Annotated in this window: 12 protein-coding genes and 1 CRISPR repeat array; of the genes, 4 read left to right on the forward strand and 8 right to left on the reverse strand. The window is 44.9% G+C overall.

Going from position 1 to position 15,814, the window contains the following annotated elements; all coding sequences use genetic code 11:
- The first annotated feature begins 106 nt into the window (after positions 1-106).
- Complete coding sequence (locus tag Q0P86_RS15060; protein WP_295040584.1) at positions 107-1,126, forward strand: hypothetical protein; 1,020 nt, start codon at positions 107-109, stop codon at positions 1,124-1,126.
- A 26-nt stretch (positions 1,127-1,152) separates the two neighbouring features.
- On the opposite strand, the gene Q0P86_RS15065 is transcribed toward Q0P86_RS15060, so the two are convergent.
- From Q0P86_RS15065 to cas3, 8 genes are all read right to left on the reverse strand, one after another.
- A complete protein-coding gene (locus tag Q0P86_RS15065; protein WP_295040586.1) occupies positions 1,153-1,359 on the reverse strand; it encodes a helix-turn-helix transcriptional regulator in 207 nt (68 codons plus the stop codon).
- 149 nt (positions 1,360-1,508) lie between these two features.
- Positions 1,509-4,760: a CRISPR direct-repeat array (repeat unit 32 nt; unit sequence GTTTCAATTCACGCACCCGCGAGGGGTGCGAT).
- Positions 4,761-4,939: 179 nt separating this feature from the next.
- Entirely contained in the window at positions 4,940-5,230 is a 291-nt protein-coding gene (gene cas2, locus Q0P86_RS15070) for a CRISPR-associated endonuclease Cas2 (protein ID WP_173381723.1), read from the reverse strand.
- A gap of 1 nt (position 5,231) precedes the next feature.
- Positions 5,232-6,266 (reverse strand): type I-C CRISPR-associated endonuclease Cas1c, encoded by a 1,035-nt coding sequence (cas1c, locus tag Q0P86_RS15075; RefSeq protein WP_295040588.1) that lies wholly within the window; start codon positions 6,264-6,266, stop codon positions 5,232-5,234.
- Positions 6,263-6,922 (reverse strand): CRISPR-associated protein Cas4, encoded by a 660-nt coding sequence (gene cas4, locus Q0P86_RS15080; protein WP_295040590.1) that lies wholly within the window; start codon positions 6,920-6,922, stop codon positions 6,263-6,265. The genes cas1c and cas4 overlap by 4 nt, the downstream gene beginning before the upstream one ends.
- Positions 6,923-6,984: 62 nt before the next feature.
- Positions 6,985-7,857: a type I-C CRISPR-associated protein Cas7/Csd2 gene (cas7c, locus tag Q0P86_RS15085; protein ID WP_295040592.1), complete on the reverse strand. Its 873-nt coding sequence runs from the start codon at positions 7,855-7,857 to the stop codon at positions 6,985-6,987.
- Between the two features lie 14 nt (positions 7,858-7,871).
- A complete protein-coding gene (cas8c, locus tag Q0P86_RS15090; RefSeq protein WP_295040594.1) occupies positions 7,872-9,680 on the reverse strand; it encodes a type I-C CRISPR-associated protein Cas8c/Csd1 in 1,809 nt (602 codons plus the stop codon).
- Positions 9,677-10,399 carry a type I-C CRISPR-associated protein Cas5c gene (gene cas5c / locus Q0P86_RS15095; protein WP_295040595.1) on the reverse strand — a complete coding sequence of 241 codons (723 nt, stop codon included), beginning with the start codon at positions 10,397-10,399 and terminating at the stop codon, positions 9,677-9,679. The genes cas8c and cas5c overlap by 4 nt, the downstream gene beginning before the upstream one ends.
- A gap of 15 nt (positions 10,400-10,414) precedes the next feature.
- The gene (cas3, locus tag Q0P86_RS15100; RefSeq protein ID WP_295040597.1) at positions 10,415-12,859 is read right to left on the reverse strand and encodes a CRISPR-associated helicase Cas3'; all 2,445 of its coding nucleotides are present in this window, start codon (positions 12,857-12,859) and stop codon (positions 10,415-10,417) included.
- 41 nt (positions 12,860-12,900) lie between these two features.
- Here cas3 and rhuM point away from each other — a divergent pair, with 41 nt between their 5' ends.
- The 3 genes from rhuM to Q0P86_RS15115 all read left to right on the forward strand — a co-directional run.
- Positions 12,901-13,845 carry a RhuM family protein gene (gene rhuM, locus Q0P86_RS15105; protein ID WP_295040599.1) on the forward strand — a complete coding sequence of 315 codons (945 nt, stop codon included), beginning with the start codon at positions 12,901-12,903 and terminating at the stop codon, positions 13,843-13,845.
- Between the two features lie 387 nt (positions 13,846-14,232).
- The gene (locus Q0P86_RS15110) at positions 14,233-15,261 is read left to right on the forward strand and encodes a PDDEXK nuclease domain-containing protein (RefSeq protein WP_295040601.1); all 1,029 of its coding nucleotides are present in this window, start codon (positions 14,233-14,235) and stop codon (positions 15,259-15,261) included.
- Between the two features lie 53 nt (positions 15,262-15,314).
- Positions 15,315-15,814: Rpn family recombination-promoting nuclease/putative transposase (locus Q0P86_RS15115; RefSeq protein ID WP_295040603.1), on the forward strand; the 500-nt coding region annotated here is incomplete at its 3' end.

Genomic DNA, 15,814 nt, shown 5'->3' on the forward strand with positions numbered 1-15,814 from the left:
CCCGGCCAACCACTCACATGTCATCCCGGCCAACCACTCACATGTCATCCCGGCCTTGTGCCGGGATCACCTTTTTCCCTTAAAAGAATATATTATATTCAAGGGTATGAGAAATCTTGCCCTTGCTTTTTGTTTCAGCGCCCTGGTAGGTGCAGGCTTTGTTGCTTGCGGTGATGATTCGTCGGCGAGTGCCACCGATACACTTTCAAGCGAAAGTTCGCTGGAGCCAAGTTCCTCCGAAACAACCAAGGTTCCTGAGCCTGCCGAAGGTTCAAGCTCCTCCGAAATAACCAAGGTCCCTGAGCTTGCCGAAGGGACAAGTTCCTCAGTGAATGTGGCGCTATCTTCGTCGAGCGCAGCACCAGAATCCAGCAGCGACGATAACGATGACGACGACGGCAAGTGTACTGCTTGCGACAGCTACACCGCGGCAGACCCCGAACTCACCGAAAACGGCGGCAAGGGTTCCGTGACCACCTACGGGAGCATCACGGCAAAAGAAACGAGTCTCGGAGGCGCCTGCAACTACGGACAAACTAATATACAATACTACGCGGCCATTCACGTGAATGTGTCCCCTGGCGATGATTTGGGCCCGTGGAATGGCGGCGCGGCCTGTGGCGGCTGCGTGCGCGTGAAGGCGAAAACAACCGACGGCTGGAAGCATGTGACCGTGCGCATTACCGACCGCTGCCCCGACGCAAACTGCGGCGTGGATCTGGGCGGCGCCCCTGCCGCTGACATCATGGGAAATCAGGTGGGCCGCTATTACGGCGAATGGGAATTCGTGAGCTGCGAGGGCGTCGACGGCGTGTGGGGCGATTCGACGTCGCTCTGGGTCAAGGAAGGTGCCAGCGAATTCTGGAGCATCGTGCAGGTGCGCAACCCAAAGGACATGGTAAAATCCATCGCCATCTACGGTATAGATTCGCGCGACTTCTATGAACTCGAGATGGTCGTGGGTACCGAGAACTTCTGGACCGTTCCGCAGGCCGTCTTACAGACTGACAACCGCTACCGTGTCGTTGTAAAGTACCGCACCGGCACCGACGACGAATGGAAAATAAAAGGCTCCGCCCTCGCAGTACCCGAGGCGAACCTGTACCTATACGAACATAGGGAATAGGCTAGATCAACTATACTTGACTTGTTTTAATCATATTTGACTCGCTCCTGTAGGGTGATGACGAAACCGAGGATTTCAAGAATTTTAGAAAGTATGCTGATGCTCGGATTTGCGCTTCCGTTCTCGATTGCACTCACGGTGCGCAGGCTGACGCCCGCCATTTCCGCAAGGTCCGCCTGTGAAATCCTAAAGTATTTGCGCCGTTGCGCTATCTGTTCTCCAAGATTCTTCATCTATTTATCGCTGTTTTGTGTTTAAAATGTGCAATATGTTGCGTATTTTGATGTAAATATACGGAATGTGGCAAAATTTGTCAATGTGATGTGCAATATATTGCGCACTGCGTGGTAGTAATGGAATGTATGATATTTATAGTTTCAGGAAATAAATTCACGCACCTGCGAGGGGTGCGATGCTATATCATCAAGGACGCCGACGGCAACAAGGTTTCAATTCACGCACCCGCGAGGGGTGCGATAATTTCACTCGCGACAAGCTATATTACTGTATCGTTTCAATTCACGCACCCGCGAGGGGTGCGATTATCCTTCAGAATCGAAACCACCTTCAAAACAGTTTCAATTCACGCACCCGCGAGGGGTGCGATAATTGTCATAGAATTATCGGTGAAGGCTTTATTGTTTCAATTCACGCACCCGCGAGGGGTGCGATAGGGAGCCGGAAGGCTGATGTCCCTGATCAGGGTTTCAATTCACGCACCCGCGAGGGGTGCGATCAGACTAAAGAGAAAGGAGAAACGGGATAATGGTTTCAATTCACGCACCCGCGAGGGGTGCGATAACCCGCTGCCGCTCTACCTCAACGCAATGAAGTTTCAATTCACGCACCCGCAAGGGGTGCGATGCGATACTGCAAATAACGCAGTCGTTAGACTTGTTTCAATTCACGCACCCGCGAGGGGTGCGATTGAAATCTGGAATGGAGAGAGAGTTTTCTAAGGTTTCAATTCACGCACCCGCGAGGGGTGCGATTGACGTGGAAATGATATAATGTGCAATAAGTTGTTTCAATTCACGCACCCGCGAGGGGTGCGATCAATATTGTTGACAAAACCAAGAGAGTTACTAGTTTCAATTCACGCACCCGCGAGGGGTGCGATCCGCAGTAACATTCGCAGGATTCACCACCCCGGTTTCAATTCACGCACCCGCGAGGGGTGCGATGACGCGCTCCAATGGTTCGGACTATCCAGCAAGTTTCAATTCACGCACCCGCGAGGGGTGCGATGGAAAGGTGCGCTGGGTCAAGCGCACGGAAAAGGTTTCAATTCACGCACCCGCGAGGGGTGCGATTGACGGCAAGAACAGCGGAATAAGGTTTGTCGTGTTTCAATTCACGCACCCGCGAGGGGTGCGATAGATGGCCATGCACAACGGGTTCCCGATGCCTGTTTCAATTCACGCACCCGCGAGGGGTGCGATAGTCCGAACACAACGATGTGCCTGCCGAACCAGTTTCAATTCACGCACCCGCGAGGGGTGCGATTAGTAATGGCCCGTGACAAGTCTCTGGAACTGGTTTCAATTCACGCACCCGCGAGGGGTGCGATGAAACCAGCTCGTGAACAGAATCAGGGAACTAGGTTTCAATTCACGCACCCGCGAGGGGTGCGATTCCTCCGCAAGTTTTCGCCCGCACATCGGGCAGTTTCAATTCACGCACCCGCGAGGGGTGCGATACAGATAGCGAATGCTTTGCAAAGGCGAGAGGGGTTTCAATTCACGCACCCGCGAGGGGTGCGATGGCAACTTCAAGGGACTAAAAAACTTCAAAAAGGTTTCAATTCACGCACCCGCGAGGGGTGCGATAACACTCAAAGGATTTAACCATGGCTACAAAAGTTTCAATTCACGCACCCGCGAGGGGTGCGATAGTACCGCGACGCCAGCGGCGAGATGAAGGAAGTTTCAATTCACGCACCCGCGAGGGGTGCGATGAGCATTGCAACGCGAGAAACAAGGAGTGGCGGGTTTCAATTCACGCACCCGCGAGGGGTGCGATATTCGGATCGTAAGTTCCATAGGCAGGGGCGTAGTTTCAATTCACGCACCCGCGAGGGGTGCGATATCGCGAAGTTTGCGCCGCCACCCAAAAGGAAGTTTCAATTCACGCACCCGCGAGGGGTGCGATTACGACAACATTTTCGAATATCACCTCGGGCAGGTTTCAATTCACGCACCCGCGAGGGGTGCGATGATGTTTTTTCTGTCCAAACGCATCAAAAAAAGTTTCAATTCACGCACCCGCGAGGGGTGCGATTGGGGCTTTTGCGTATACACCTGGCAGCTGCCGTTTCAATTCACGCACCCGCGAGGGGTGCGATAAGTGGATGGAAAAGACCGCCGCCAGCATCAAGGTTTCAATTCACGCACCCGCGAGGGGTGCGATTCAATCTGACGGTTCTTCTCGTTCTCGATGGCTGTTTCAATTCACGCACCCGCGAGGGGTGCGATTATTGACATTTAATGCTATATTAGTTTTTGTCGTTTCAATTCACGCACCCGCGAGGGGTGCGATTCAAAGGTAGTGGATATAAAGGTTATGTTTATGTTTCAATTCACGCACCCGCGAGGGGTGCGATATGTTTATGAATTGTCTAAAACAATGAGTAAAGTTTCAATTCACGCACCCGCGAGGGGTGCGATTTGCGAAACTTTGGAAAACAGCTATGCAACAGGTTTCAATTCACGCACCCGCGAGGGGTGCGATTTATGTGGGAGACTATTTATGCTAGAAATTAAGTTTCAATTCACGCACCCGCGAGGGGTGCGATGCCCTCCTTTTTGATTGTCTCGATACTCTCGCGCGTTTCAATTCTCGCACCCGCGAGGGGTGCGATCAAATCGCAAAGGAAATAGACGTCCTTGTTTTCGTTTCAATTCACGCACCCGCGAGGGGTGCGATGCAGGACTTTTTAAAACACATTCCCGCTAAACTGTTTCAATTCACGCACCCGCGAGGGGTGCGATAGCCGTTATTTTTTCGGGGTTTTCTTTTGCATCGTTTCAATTCACGCACCCGCGAGGGGTGCGATTCAAAACCTAAAAAATCTTTAACGTCACTGCTGGTTTCAATTCACGCACCCGCGAGGGGTGCGATGTCCCTGCCGATAAACGCCGCGAAATCGGTATGTTTCAATTCACGCACCCGCGAGGGGTGCGATAATAGGACTTCAATCGGGTTCCAGTAACTCCAGTTTCAATTCACGCACCCGCGAGGGGTGCGATGAATGGGGGGGGGAAGGGGGGAAATGGGCTGGAGTTTCAATTCACGCACCCGCGAGGGGTGCGATGCGGTTATTTTTTCGGGGTTTTCCCTTGCGTCGTTTCAATTCACGCACCCGCGAGGGGTGCGATGCGTGCATTTTAATGCAATTATCACAAGGCATAGTTTCAATTCACGCACCCGCGAGGGGTGCGATAACACTCAAAGGATTTAACCATGGCTACAAAAGTTTCAATTCACGCACCCGCGAGGGGTGCGATGCGCTCCCTGCATGATTCTATTCTGCGAATTTGTTTCAATTCACGCACCCGCGAGGGGTGCGATTAGGTGCAGCGAAGGAAATCTACGATACGATTGTTTCAATTCACGCACCCGCGAGGGGTGCGATAGGACTTCAAAAGAACCTTATAAAATAAGGCCTTCCAAAGGCTTTTTCGCTAACACTCATAAGATGATAGCGAAATTACATTAAGAAATATACGAAAATGTCAAAATTCTTTTGAAAATCGCGTTTTCAAAATCGCTAACATCTTAGGGAATTTGGTGGAGCTATAGGTTAGCGAAGACCTAAACAACCAATAAATCGTGCATATCAGGAGGAGCATGAGCTCCTATATGTTCAATCTTGCGCTCCCAGTTAGAACCAAGATAGTATATTCTTAGACTGTCCTGTTTTTCATCAATTATTTTAACAAGAGTATTTTTCAAAATACTCCATTGAGCTGGATCGACTTCACATTCGAATACTGATTTCTGTGCACGGTTCCCGTAGTTCTTACATGCTTTTGCGACTTGATTGAGCCGACGCCTTCCTGCGGCAGAAACAGTTGAAACATCATATGTAACAAGGACTAACATATCACCTCCACAAAAAAGCTGGATAATATTCGATTTCACCACGAATATGTTTTGCAAGCAATCTTGCTTGTTCTGTGTATATCACGCCTGTCGGCATTGATTCTTCTAATAACGGATGATTAATTTCTTCTTGTTTGCGTTTTTGCCATGCGGATAACAAAACTTTTCGTGTATCAGCATCCATTTCAACTTCACCATTTGGTAAAACTTTGAAATTTTTTGAAGACACAGACTTTAAGTTGATAAGGCTTAATACAAGTCTATCGGCAATGGGAGCCCTGAATTCTTCCATAAGGTCTAAGGCAAGGCTCGGCCTTCCTGGTCTATCGACATGTAGGAAGCCGACATAGGGGTCTAATCCAACGCATTCTAATGCTGAACGGATATCTAATGCAAGAATTGAATATGCATAAGATAGCATCGCATTAATTCGGTCCATTGGAGGTCTGCGATTTCTTGACGTAAATCGAAAATCGGGATCCTTGTTTAGAATAAGATAATTGAAAACGCTAAAATAATTGTCCGCAGCATTTCCTTCAATGCCTCTTAATTCCGCGGAGTCACAAGCTCTTTTTATGCCTGCGACCCCTTCTTCCATAGCTGCAATAGATTGCTTTATTTGGGATTCACCCTCACATCCATTGTGGTTTCTTAAATGACGAAGTAGTACATTCCGCTGATTCTGAATTTTTGCGGCAACAAAGCATTTTGCTATGGCTAGAGACTGTTCCGGATTATCGGATATTCGGTATTGTGCACGGCGAAGAAGGACGTTTCCATGAACAGGTCCCTGCATTCGTGCAAGAAATTTTCCTCGGCCATCTACATAAGTGATGGTAACTCCCTTAGATGCACAATATTCTGTCAAGTTAGGGGAAACGCCAATCCCATAACCAAAGCAAACAATCTCACCGATTTGGTGAATAGGAAATTGGGCGACTTTAGAATGTTCCTTGTGGATTGTTATTGCTTCCCCATCCTTATGAACCCAAGCACCTTCTAGAGTGACATACAATGTATTGCGAATCATTTTCATCCGAAGAGCTCCTGATAATAATCCTTTAATTTCTTTTGATTTCCGATGTTTGGTTGACAAAGATCCATTAAAGAACAAGATTTGCAGTTGTGGTTTTCTTCTGCTTCGGGAACTTTCCCGCTCGCAATTAACCGGTGAGCTTCTTTGGCGAGTTCAATGGTTTCTGTTCTTATATCTTCATCAAATTCAAATTCAGTACGACGCCGTAATTCGCAATAGAATATTGAACCTTCATTAACGGGCAAACCGGTCATTTCTTCAAGGCAGAGAGCCTGTGCACATAACTGTATTAAGTCTGCATTGTGGTCCTTGGGTTTGCCGTGCTTAAATTCGATCGGTCGCAATCTCCAGTGTCCGCTTAATTTTATCCAGGGAATTTCTACATAGGGCCCTTCTGTTTGTTCAACCTCCAATACATCCATTCGTCCATACAGACCAAGTTCCATATTTCTGACGTGTAATCCGGAAAATTGCTTTACGCCTCTCCGGAATTCTTGATAACCGGAGTCCACACGCTCGTGCATTATTTTCCCTTGCGCGGTCAAATAATTTTCCGCCCATTCTTGATTTAGGTGAATAAGCCCCCATTGGCGTTTGCAGAACGCTAAATGTTGTAAGCCAGAAATGGCTATGCAGTCATCATCGGAATAAGGCATATAGACTTTCTATGAAAAAGGGGAAGGAATATCCTTCCCCAAAAGAGGGCTTGCGGTTGGAATTAACCAACTTTGCGAATCAATGTCACTCCTTCAGGCATAGTTTCATCAATGCTTACCTTGTAATCATCGAAGGAACGTGCCGGAATAGAGGAATCTTTTCTTTCGAGTTTTATCTTTTCGAACAATTCGTGGGCGGGAGCTCTACCGAGAGCTGAATCATGTTCAAAGACATAAAGCCCACGAACATTCATTTCGCCACGAGCTGCGGAATGGTCTTCCCAGAACATCTTTTCAAGAGCTTCCCAGAAAACATTCAAGTCATCTGTGGTAAAACCCGTTTGAGCAGCAAGATGAGCGGAAATAAACCCGTGGGAAACATATAAACCGTAGGGAACAGTAAACTTGCGACCCATAGTTCTGTTGTCACCCTTCTGTTTTTCAGCTTCTGCTTCTGTCGCTACAGCCATACGAGTAATGCTATGTTCTGAGGAAATAATAGGGTCAATTGATCTACCGAATGTCATTTGAACCGGACCGCGGACCTGTCCCGCATTTTTTCCTGTGCTCATAACGGCGCCGAAAGTGCGAATGTCAAAATATTTGGCGCACATGAACTGACGGGCCGTTTCTGTTTTGTCGGCATCTTTCTTTTGTGCTTTTACGGCTTCGCTATCATGGGCTTCGTCAATAGCATTATTCAAAATTGCCTTTTCCTTGACAAAGATGTCGTAGCCGGCTTCACCTTGTTTAGCGAGTTGAACGAAGTTGCGAACTTTACGTTTCAAACATACGTCTGTAACCAAGCCATTGCCTGTTTCGGCATCCAAACGCGGCAAGTTACCTGCATCAGGATCGCCATTGGGGTTTCCATCCTTCACATCAAAGAGAAGGACAAAATCATAACGTTTCTTGAGAATGTTTTCTTGTGTCATGATTGACTCCTATTTTATTTTTCTTCTTTTGATTTAAAAAAGTCTTGACGCTGATGATAGTAGCCGATAGCAAAGCGGGCTTGATCATCGAGATTCAAATGAGCGGGTAGACCATCCGAGGAAATGCCGTCAGTAATTTCTCCAATAAGTTTTTCAAAATAAACCTTCAGCCCGGAATTTTCAAGTTTTGCCAAGTGATGGTTTTTCAACTTGAACAGTTGAGAGAATACCGTGCAAGGAGTTGATGAGGCTGCTCCATAATAACGGTCTTTAATGGTGGCATTGATTCCTGGTTGGGCTTTTTCTTGCAAATACTCAAATGTTGCGAAAAGTCTGCCCAACAGGTAACCTGGATTTGTATTATTTTTATCGAGTGACACGGTTATCTCCTTGTCTGTTGTTTTATTAAATCTATGTTTGCGATTCAAGAATGCTTTTAGCAAAGCGGCTCTCATTCTTTCATCGGATGGATATGCAGAAAAATCTGTTCGAATTCTCCGAAGAATCATTTGTAGAAGGGATTGCGGATAAGGAGTTCCCTGAAGAACAGCTTTAACCACATCCCCGCAAAGATTTGGAGGCAAATCATCAAGTTTTCGAACTATAGAACCAAGTATCGGCATCAATGCACATCTTCCACTATCCTTGTTTGGTTTGACAATATCTAAATCATCAAAATGTTGCTTAATCTTTTGCGATACATCGTCAACAGTCCCTATTTGCCAATATCGAATAGCAATTCGTGCGGCATTGGGCGATAATCCTAGCAAGTAAAAGCGTGTGTTCGAATCTTGTATAAATACGCCAGTGTTGATACTGCAGTATAGTTTACGAACTGCCTCTATATCCGCATCTAGATTGTCTTTTGCAGGAAGAGACCATAAAGCACTAAAAAGATCTTCCAATGGAGTTGACTTCTCAGACCAGAATACCATGGTCATGTCGCCAACACGCATCTTGTTTCTAGAATTCTTATCTAGCAGCATATTCAATGCTGTTGTATAGGCAAAAGTTGCAGATTCAGAAATCGGGGCGTTAAAATTTTGCTTTTTGTTAAAAGACGTAAAACTTGGGTTGTTAAACGAAACGATTGCGGCTCCTGATGATTGGGCTCCAACAACATTTTTTAACATCGGGTGAATTCTTGCAATCGAAGATTTCTCGCCCGAAATTAAACATGTCCCTTTATCTTCTGATTCAGAAGAGGTTTTGTTGTTTGAAAGTTCCTTTTGGAACATAGAACATACAGGTTCATCACATCCCTGAATAATGAAACTTATATTCGGATTTTCATCTTTTATTGAAATCCAAATATCGTCATTACCCATTTTTTCTTCAATTTGATTAACAGGGTCGTTTTCAAGAAATTTTAATACTAATTCAACATTAGAATTTCCTGCGATACATGATTTTTTGATGGTCTCGATAAAATTCTGATGCCTGGCGATAGCCTTATTTTTTAAAGATTCAGTCTCTTTAGAAATAGTTTCTTCTGTATATTTTTGAGGTTCTTTTTTTGCTTTTTTCTCTAAATCTGCAAGTTTTAGCCCGTCAGGAATTCCTAACGAGTATTCTGCTTTATCCCACAACAAATTGGCTTTTATACCGGCTGTTCTGGAAACGGCGGCTGGCACAAGAAACTTTCGACCAACAAGTCGTTTGCCTTCCTGTGTTCGAGTATCATCGAGGCCAATGAGGGTTCCATCAGAATTCAAACGAATTAAGAAAGGAATCTGTTCACGACTAAAACCTTCCGGTGCAATTCCGCTTTCTGGATTATTTGCTTTTCTTTGGTAATAATCACATAATGCTTGCAAAATCATTTACGAACCTCCTCACTATCCCAATCAGGAATATTCACAATTCCATTTTCCATGGTTGCTCGGAAAAAAGCTGGGTTAATGCTTCCGTCAGAATTGGGATGTTCGAAATCCATATCATAAAGCATAAATCCCAAATCGCGAGATTCATTTATTGTAGGAGTGATTTCTGCTTCTTTTTCAGGATTGTCAACGAATTTAAATTCGCAGCTAAATTCTCTACATCCGAGATATGGTTGATTGAAACATTGTCCTTTTTTGGCTCTGCGTTCAAACATCGCATGATATTTTCCTGGATTTTCATCCTTACGAATTTCTTGTCGTTCTTCGTCACTGACTAATGATTCGGGAATCTCGTTTAGTACCTTTGGCCTTTTGTTTATCGGGATAAATTCCATTTCCGCATAAATTCGATAATGAACATCGCGCAGGAAAAGACCTGCTCTCTGTTGTCGAGAATCTTCAATCATAATGGGGTTCTTTACGGCTACGGCACCGACTTCATTCCTGCGAACCGAAATCCATTTAATCGGACTTAGTACCTCAATTTTCTTGACATTCCATTTAATCGCAGGCTTCCAGAATATTGCAGAGAATATGGCTCTTGCCGCCGAAGGTGTAATCACATCGTAGCTGACACGTTCCACCTTCATTTCTGGGCGCGTAAAGCAAGCGAAATCGCCCTTAACATCTAAACAAAATGTCTTTCCAAAGTGTTCCATCGATTTACACTCCTTTTAGCAAATAAACTCTGTTCCTTCAAATTTAGGGCCATCTAGTGAGAAACCTGTTTTTTCAGAATACAGGGAAGATGTTCCCTGTTGCCAAATATCCAATCCAATACCGTCTGGGCCCTTTATTTCAATAATATAGCCTTCTTTCTGCAATTCTGCCCAGTTGTTTTTAGGGATATTGACTGTGCAACGTTGTAACTTACGCATAATATCTCTTTTAAGACCGCTAGTCTCCAATTGAGCGATCAATACCTGACTATTTATTTTGTCGTCTGAATACCACACAATAACTGATTTCTGCGCTTTGTCATTAATCAATTGGAAATTTTCCGCAGCAGTCCTAAATTCAGCCTTTAGGTTATTTCGTAAATCAAGATCGTGCAGAATGTCCTTTTTATCAAAAGAATGAACTTGATTATAATAGGTCTTAAAATAGGTTGAAAAAATTTCGGGAATCAATGGGATATTTTCAAGTTTGTCTTCATCTATTATGTGCTGACTTGCTTGAGCACCGAATCTGAGCAAACCAACAGGCGGTTCCTTTGGCGCATTAAAAATATAAACGTTTCCCTGCTTTAGCTTGCCTTCTCTATTGCATCGACCAGCAGCCTGCGCGACAGAATCTAAGCCAGCCATAGCTCGATAAACTACAGGAAAATCTATATCGACACCCGCTTCTACCAACTGCGTGCTTACAACTCTGATGGGTTCACCATTTTTTAACTTTCGTTTTATTTCAGCAATCAAATTGCTTCTGTGTTGACCACACATCGATGCAGAAAGATGAATTGTATCTGGAGGCATTGAGTCATAAAGTGCTTTGCAGTCTTTTCTCGTATTTACAATGCAAAGAACTTGGTCATACTGAATCAATTGCTCTGCAACTTTTTCCCAAGAATCTATTTTTTCAGGAATATACGTTACATTTGTACGATTCATCTTTTCAAATAGTTCTTGCGGGTTCTTCATAAGTTCGCGCACGTTATTTGGTGGAAGTCCTTCAAATCCACCTTCACCATGTGGGGCTGGAGCAGAACCGATATGCCCTTGCAGTGTCGGTTGCGTCGCTGTACACAGAACGACAGAGCAACCGAAATCAGTAGTGAGTGACTCTAGTGTTCCCAAAATGGGCTTCAAATATTCAGGAGGCAGCATTTGTGCTTCGTCCAAAATAATCACGGAATTTGCAATATTGTGGATTTTTCGGCATCTGCTTGTTTTTGCTGCAAAGAGTGATTCCAATAATTGCACGTTGGTAGTTACAACTATCGGTGCATCCCAATTTTCCACTGCAAGTTTTGATTTAGTCGTTTCCTTGTCTGGATCCAAATTAGAATGGTGCTCTAGAACGACATTTGATAAATCTTCGTCTCCGTTTTTAAACACATTTTTGTAAACATCAGCTGTTTGCTCAATAATACTAGTGTAAGGAATGGCGACGATAATTCGAGATTTGCCATATTTTATAGCGTGGTCCAAAGCAAATCCCATAGAGGCGAGTGTTTTACCGCCGCCCGTAGGAACCGTAAGAGAGAAAAGTCCAGGTTCTTTCATCGCTCCTTGACGACAATTGGACAAAATTTCTGCTCTAATTTTATTAATCTCTGTAGAAGGTGCGTTTTTGCTCATTTTGTCCATAAATGAATCAAATCGAGCTTTTAACTCCTTTAATGAAAGGCTATTTTCACGCAAAGCGAAGTTCTCGGGCGACATGAAGCGTTCCGTATCAAGAAAGTCGGCATCTACTAGGCAAGAAAACAGCATTCGAACCCATAGATGAAGATCCCTTGGATTTTTGACAGGTGCAGCTTTTAGTGCCGGAATCTTGATGTCGCTAAGAAATTCTTTGCCGCCATTTTCAAAACTTTCCGTCAAATTCTCTTCTTTCGCAAGTCGATTGTCCAGTTTGCCATAATAATTGGGAATACCGCCGTGGTGACCTGCGATTATATAAGACAGTAATAAACCGAATTGGGGAATATTCTTATTGGCCCAAATTGCTCCGGCGGCGGAGTGATCAACCTTCCCAACTCCAAAAACATCCGATTCTTCAGTATCATACCCCGAAGATTGGCGAATATAGTTCTGAAAATCTGTTTTGAACTTACCTAAATCGTGCAAAAGTCCGGCACATTTTGCAAATTCGCCTGCGTTAAAGGCGTTTGCAAAAGATTCTGCCAATGCGGCAACTCCCTCCAAGTGGCCATCGGGGCCACTTAAAGGCTGTTTTTCAACAGAATTGTCGTTTTTTGAGCGAATGTGCGCAATTATTTCCATATTCTCAAATATATACACTTTGCGCGACAAATAATGACATTTTGCGAAAAAGATGAAAAAATTTTTATCCTCTTGCCAATCATTTCTTTTTGATTTATATTTATAGTGCTCAAAAGAGTAAAACTCTAAAACGGATCGCCACGCTTCTTTGAGGCTCGCGATGACGAACATTAAGCCCCGCCTTTTTATGCATGTAGGCGGAGGGAGGAAAGATGAATAAGAAAGGCAAAACCGCCCTGAATGTTACGCTTGAAGAGGCCGCTGTTGGCGAAGTTGTGATGTATCAGGCCGAAGGCTCTATACAGTTGCCTGTTCGAATTGAAAATGATACAGTATGGCTTACAATAGACCAAATGGTGCTGTTGTTCGGGAAATCTCGCTCAACAATCAATGAACATATATTGAATGCGATCTCCGAAGGGGAGGTTGATAAAAATACGACGATAAGAAAAATCGGAAAAACCGATTTTTCTACCAAACCAACAAATTTCTATAATCTTGATGTCATTATCTCAGTAGGTTACCGCGTCAAGTCCATTCAGGGAACCTTGTTTCGTCGTTGGGCGAATCAGGTTCTTAAAGATTATCTATTGAGAGGTTTTAGTGTAAACCAGCGATTTATGCTTGCTGAGGAGCGTATTGATCAACAACTTGTTGGTCATGACAAAAGATTTCAGGAACAAGAATCTCACTTAAATTTGATTGAAAGCCGCGTTGGAACGCTCGAAAAGCAGGTGGATTTCTTTGTGAAGGCGAATTTGCCACCGAAAGAAGGCGTTCTTCAGGCGAAAGCGTTTTGGAGCGGCTATGAGTTCGCGGTTCAACTCGTCCGTTCGGCAAAACAAGAGATTGTCATTATCGACCCGTTTGCAGACGATACGGCCTTGTCGCTTATGCCCAAGCGAAATCCCAGAGTGAACGCGATAATCTATTCCGCCCGCATCAATCAGACGATGAAAGCTGAATGCGACCGGCTTAATCGGCAGTGCCCGCCTGTGGAATTGCGGACGATGCGCGAAGTCCACGACCGGTTCATTGTCGTTGACGAGACTGTTTACCACATCGGAGCCTCGATCAAGGATTTGGGCAATAAACTTACTGCGTTTTCCGTTCTGGGTTTTGTGACCAAGCAGCAACTGTTGGAGATGATTAAGTAGCCCCGCCTTTTTATGCATATAGGTGGAAAAGCAAGGCGAACGAAGCAAAATCAAACTTGTTTGATTTTATTTCTCTTCAGTATACCATTTTGCATTTTTTTTGCAAATTACAAATTCGGGCAAACCAGTCGGAAAGTCCGACAGGTTCAAATCAAGAGTTTCCACAAGGTCTTTGTTGCTCGTAGTATTGAAATACGAATAACCCCAGTGGTTATGTAAAATTTTGTTATACCCCTTGCCAACTTTGGCAGATTTTGGTACATTACCGCTGAACGCATCTCGCTGTTTAAGGCGAGGTGCGTTTTTGCGTTAAATCGGCGCTTACCGTTTTTGCAAGAACGCCCCAAACGTTAACAAGCCGTTTTTTGCGGCTAAATGGAGGCTAATATGGCTAAAGAAGTTATCTCTACGAAGCTGGTCCAAGATGCCAAGCAAATCATTGAGACTGCGCGGGAAAATGCGGTCAGGAGCGTTGATTTCTGTCGTGTCCAGATGTACTGGATGCTTGGCAAGCGTATTTTCGAAGAAGAACAGCATGGCAAGAAGCGTGCCGATTACGGGGCGTATATCGTGAAATCGCTTGCAGAAAAACTGGAAGCGGAGTATGGGAGCGGATTTGGTATTCGACAAATTGAACGCGCACGTCAATTTTTCCTATTGTATCCAATTGCGTCCGCACTGCGGACGCAATTGAACTGGTTTCAGTATAAGATGCTTATTGCTATTTCTGACCCCGACAAGCGCGAATATTACGAACTTGAGGCGGTGAACAATTCTTGGAATGGCCGCGAGCTCGAACGCCAAATCAACAGCCAGTTATATGAACGCCTTTTGCTCAGCAACGATAAGGAATCCGTGCTGGCGGTCGCTCGCAAGGAACGCATCCCCGAAACCCCGCAGGAGGTCATCAAGGATCCGATGATTTTGGAATTCCTTGGGCTGGAAAGGAATCCCGCCTTTTATGAAAGCGATCTGGAAGGCGCGATTATTTCGCACATTACTGATTTTCTGCTCGAACTGGGTAAGGGATTTGCCTTTGTTGCTCGGCAGAAGCGGATTATGCTCGAAGACGACGAATTCTTCATTGACCTCGTTCTTTACAACAGGTTGCTTCGCTGTTTTGTGGTTATTGAAATCAAGACGGGCAAAATCACGCATCAGGACCTCGGCCAGCTACAGATGTACGTGAATTATCATGACCGCATCGAGAAACTTCCAGACGAAAATCCGACTATCGGCATTCTTTTGTGTGCGGGCAAGAATGATTCTGTAGTGAAAATGACATTGCCCGAAGACAACAAGACTATTCTCGCTAGCGAATACAAATTGTATTTGCCTACTACGGAACAACTGGTCGGTGAAATCAACGAGGCCAAGGAACTCGTGAAAAAATCCAAGCGAATAAAGAAAAAATAACGCGTCTCGCTCTTGACAATCGCCATCCAGTAATTTAAAAAGGACCGTTGCTAATGAATAATGTTATCATTGCAGAAAACAATACCCATCCTGAAGACGATATCAATATTGCAAAGGAATTCAACATTATTCTTGATTCTGTTGCAGACGAAAGCAGCTTTACCCATGACCGTTACCTGCGTTTCGCCTTCGCGAATCCGAAGCGCATGGCAGAATTACTTGAACTCTATGCAAGGCGAAAGCCATCACTGAGGGAATTTCTTGACACCATCAACATCTCAACGCTGCGTGGCGTCCCCGAAAATTTTTCGAGCGACAAACATGCCGGTTCGGCTGACCTCGTTTTCGAGGCGGATCTGAAAACGGGCGGCAAGGCGGGGCTATTCGTGGGCATTATCGCGGAGCACAAGTCCGATATCGATGATAACGTGATGAGACAGATTTCTGAGTATCACCATCATTTATTTGCCGAGAAGAAGAAGGATGTCCCCGTGGTCGCCTTTATTGTCCAAAAAATGGTTAAAACCCTGCACTTTCAGTGCAGCGACTTTCA

The organism is uncultured Fibrobacter sp., from assembly GCF_946062555.1.
In the GTDB taxonomy this organism is placed as follows: Bacteria; Fibrobacterota; Fibrobacteria; order Fibrobacterales; family Fibrobacteraceae; genus Fibrobacter.